Origin of the sequence: Amycolatopsis sp. SID8362 (assembly GCF_010550475.1) — a bacterium.
GTDB lineage: Bacteria > Actinomycetota > Actinomycetes > Mycobacteriales > Pseudonocardiaceae > Amycolatopsis > Amycolatopsis eburnea.
Map to the genome: position 1 here is coordinate 1 of NZ_JAAGNB010001171.1, position 4,194 is coordinate 4,194.

General features: G+C 72.5%; 2 protein-coding genes and 1 pseudogene. 1 reads left to right on the forward strand and 2 read right to left on the reverse strand.

The annotated features are described in order from the left end of the window. Nucleotides 1–2,563: alpha-(1->3)-arabinofuranosyltransferase (locus tag G3I65_RS36680; RefSeq protein WP_160700165.1), on the reverse strand; the 2,563-nt coding region annotated here is incomplete at its 3' end. 93 nt (nt 2,564–2,656) lie between these two features. Here G3I65_RS36680 and G3I65_RS36685 point away from each other — a divergent pair. Beyond that, nucleotides 2,657–3,331 (forward strand): class I SAM-dependent methyltransferase, encoded by a 675-nt coding sequence (locus G3I65_RS36685; RefSeq protein WP_160700166.1) that lies wholly within the window; start codon nt 2,657–2,659, stop codon nt 3,329–3,331. On the opposite strand, the pseudogene G3I65_RS36690 reads toward G3I65_RS36685, so the two are convergent. Next, nucleotides 3,325–4,194, reverse strand: a pseudogene (locus G3I65_RS36690) (hypothetical protein); the annotation flags it as partial. The gene G3I65_RS36685 and the pseudogene G3I65_RS36690 overlap by 7 nt on opposite strands.

Here is a 4,194-nt window from a genome sequence, read left to right on the forward strand (position 1 = left end):
CGCGCACCGGCAGGCACGCGTACCGCGGTGACGCGCCGCGCGTGAACGCGAAGCCGGGCGCCGGGCCGGCCGGCAGGTCCGCGGGCACCTCCAGGGCGCGCTGCGGCTCGGTACCGGGGATCTTCAGCTCCGCGATCCCGACGTTGCCGTCCTGGCGCCCGACCACCAGCGACAGCAGCGTGACCCGCACCTTGCGGGTGACCCCGCCCGCGACGCTGTAGTTGTGCGTGCCCGCGCCGCGGATCACCTGCTGGTCGACCGAGCCGTTGTCGGTCGTGATCCGGATCCGGGTCGGCGGCCAGCCGACGCGGATGTCGTCCACCATCTGCAGGTCGACCGAGTTGACCAGCCGCGGGGTGTCCAGCTCGACCTCGAGCCACTGGCCGATCGGCCCGGTGAACGACGACGAGTGCCACGCCGTGCGCGGGTCGCCGTCGATCGCGGCGAACGGCTGGTGGCCCGGGTCGGAGCCGCCGAACGCGTCCGCGAAGGACGCCGCCGTGGACGCCGTCACCGCGCGAATCCCCCGGTAGGCGGCCACGGTCTGGTGCTCCTGCCCCGGGAACGGCAGCACGTCGCCCGCCGCGCGCTGCTGGCGGTAGGCCTCGCCCGCGGTCAGCGTCTGGCTGAGGTTGTCCCGGACGCCGCCGACGTTCCGCTCGGCGCGGCGCAGGCCGTCGGTCACCAGGCGCGGACCGCCGGCCGAACCGCCGTCGCCGGTGAGCACGGCCGGCGTCGAGGGGTCGAGCTGCCCGGAGTCGATCAGCGGCAGCAGGTTCTCCGGGCCGCCGCTCACCGTGGGCACGTCCTTTGTGGACGTCGCGGTGGCGAGCGGAACCGGCCGCTGCACCTGGTAGACCTCGAGCGGGCCGAACTCGGCCGCCTTGGCGATGCCCGGCGAGCCGGCCAGCCCGGCGCGCAGGGTCGCGATCGGCGGGGCGTTCGTCCGCTCGCGCTCGATGTCGTTGCGCAACAACAGGAACCGGTACCCCGACCGCGCGAGCAGCGCGGCGAGCCCGGGATCGCCGCGGCCGTCGGCGAGCGCCGCGTCCACGGAGTCCATCAGCCGCGTGTTGCCTTCGGACCCGAGCGGGACCTGGTTGCGCACCGCCCACGGGCTCTTCGCGATCGCCTGCGCGGGCTCGTCGACCGTGCGGCCCCAGTCGTACTCGCCGAACCCGGTGGCCGGCAGCAGCAGCGTGCGCGCGTTCGGGTCGGCCTTCGCGACGTAGCCCATGGCGTCGTACCAGTAGCCGGGAACCTCGTCCCAGCCCGGCCCGGACCGCAGGTTCAGCAGCCACGCCGGCGCGGCCATCACCAGCACCAGCAGCAGGCCCAGCGCGGGCCGCACGAACCGGCGCGCCGACTTCACCGGGCTCGAGATGCCGTGCGCGAACGCGAGCATCAGCGGCAGCCGCAGCACCGGCTCGAACTTGTGGACGTTGCGCAGCGGCGCGAGTGGCCCGTCGAGCAGGTGCCGGACCTGCTCGGCGACCGGGCTGTCGAGCGTGCCGACGTAGCCGATGGTCAGCAGCGTCAGGCCGGTGACCACGCCGAGCACGAGGAACCGCCGCTCCGGCAGGCCGCGCCGGGTCAGCCCGAACAGGCCGACGCCGGCGACGAGCCCGGTGGCGAGCATCAGCACCGGGTTGTCGATCAGCGACCAGCCGCCGGGCCACCACGGCGTGCCCTGCACGACGTAGGCGACCCACTGGTTGGTCCCGCGCAGCACTTCGAACAGCGACATCGGCGCGGTGGTGTTCGTCGCGGACTCGATGTAGTCGAGGAACGGCAGGCTGTATTCGCCGAGCAGCAGCAGCGGCAGGATCCACCACAGCGTCACGCCGACGACGAAGACGAACCACCACAGGACGAGCTCGACGTGCGTGCGCGTCCACTTGCGCGTGAGCAGCCACAGCCCGGGCAGGACGAGCGCCATCACGACCATCGCGCCGTTGACGCCGCCCATGCACAGCACGGCCAGCGCGGACAGCCCGGCCGCGCGCCGCGGCGACCCGATCGTCCCGGCCCGCACCAGCGGCACCAGCACCCACGGCAGCAGCACGGCGGGCAGCATTTCCGCGGACAGACCGCCGATTTCGGTCAGCATGCGCGGGGCGAGCGCGTAGCCGAGCGCGCCGATCAGCCGAGTGCGCTCGGAGCCGATCTTCATCGCGCGCGCCAGCAGCAGCGCGCCGCCGAACGCGGCCGACAGCAGGAGCGCGCCCCACAGCCGTTGCGCGATCCACGCGGGCACGCCGACGGCCTGGCACAGCGCGAAGAACGGGCCCATCGGGAAGAGGTAGCCGTACGCCTGGTTCTGCAGCTCCCCCGCCGTGGCCTGGGGGTTCCACAGGTGCAGCGCGCGGCCGAGGAACGCGAGCGGGTCGACGGCGAGGTCGAGCTTGGTGTCGAACGTCGTCTTCCCCGGCATCTGCAGGAACGACAACGTGGTCAGCGCCAGCACGATCCAGGTGCTCGGCCGCCGGAAGAACGCGCCCTTCCGGACGCGCCCGGAAGGTGGGGCGTCGTCCCGGGTTCGTTCGCGGGTGCCGGTTACCATCCGGTAGATACTAGGCGGAAACCTGGCTACCATGTGCCGACGATCCTCCCGAATTCAGGCAGGTGCGCCATCTCGTTCGAAGATGCCTGGGCCTTGGCCGAGCCGGTCAAGGGCTGGATGACACGCGCGCAGGGCGAAGCGCTGTGGGACGCCGCGTGCCGGCTGGAAAAGGGCGACGTCGTCCTGGAAATCGGCAGCCACCAGGGCCGGTCGACGATCGTCCTCGGCGCGGCGGCCCGCACCGTCGGCGCCACTGTGATCGCGGTCGACCCCTTCGTGGACGGCCGCCTCTTCGGCGGATCCCCGACACGCCAGCTGTTCGAGCGCAACATCCGCCGGGCCGGCCTCGACGACGTCGTCGAACTGGTCGCCGGGTACAGCACGGCACTGCGCCCGCACTGGGACCGCCCCATCCAGCTGCTCTACATCGACGGCAAGCACGACTACTGGACCTACACCGACGACCTGCGCTGGTCGGCGCACCTGCCGCCGGGTGCGGAGATCCTGGTCCACGACTGCTTTTCCTCGATCGGCGTCACGCTCGGCACGATCGCGAAGGTCCTCTTCGGACGCCGGTACACCTACCTGGACCGGGCGACGTCGCTGGCGCGGTTCCGGCTGTCGCCACCGTCCGCTCGCGATCGGCTGCGGGTGGCCGCACAGCTGCCGTGGTTCCTGCGCAACGTCGTGCTGAAGGTGCTGCTGCGCCTGCGGTTGCGGCCGGTCGCGCGCCTGCTCGGCCACGACAGCCCGTACGACCCCTACTGAGCAATCGGTTTCCCCACCTCGGCCTTGGCGACGCAGACCGGCGCGCCCGGGCTGGACAGGCGCACGGCGACGCTGTCGAAGAGGCCGTCCACCGGCAGGTACAGCGAGTGCAGCCCGGCCTGGAACCAGACCGGCGTGCGGTCCACCAGGCCCTCACCACCGTCCGATGTGTAGTAGTCGAGCTTGAGCAAGTGCCTGCCCAGCACCGGTTTGTCGAGGCTGACGCGCACCGGGGTTTCGCCGATCGCGTAGCCGCAGTTCGGCACCGGGCCGGGGACGCCGCGGGAAACCGGGTCCACGCCGGTGATCCGGTGCGGCGTTCCGGTGGCGTCGAGCAGGTGCATCCGGCTCGTGGGCTGGTCGAAGCGCGTCCCGGGCAGCAGGCCGACCACCCGCGACGCGCGGGAGTCCGCGCCGAACCATTCGTGCACCACGTCCGACGGCACGAAGGTGTCGTAGAAGACCAGGTCCGGGTCCTCGCCGACGGCGGCGCGCACGTTCCCGACGTACTGCCCCGAGTGCTCGAACCGCAACGCCGGGGCCAGCCGCGAGAACCCGAAAGCCGAACTGGCGAGCAAAAGCACGCACAGCGCTAGCGCGATCGGCCGTTCACGCTTTCCGCCGGACGGCGTAACTTCTCCCGGTGGCAGGAAAGCGAACGCTCCACAAAGGGCGGCCACGAGCGCCAGATCCGCGACGTACCGCGGATCGTCGCCTGCCGACGGGCCGACTTCCCGCAGCCGGGTCAGCGCGAGCAGGGCGACGTCGACGGCGAACACGGCCGCGAGCAGTCCCCACGCGCCCCACGCCCGTCGCCCGCCGACCCGGCCGCCGGCGAGCACCACCGCCAGCGCGGCCAGGAC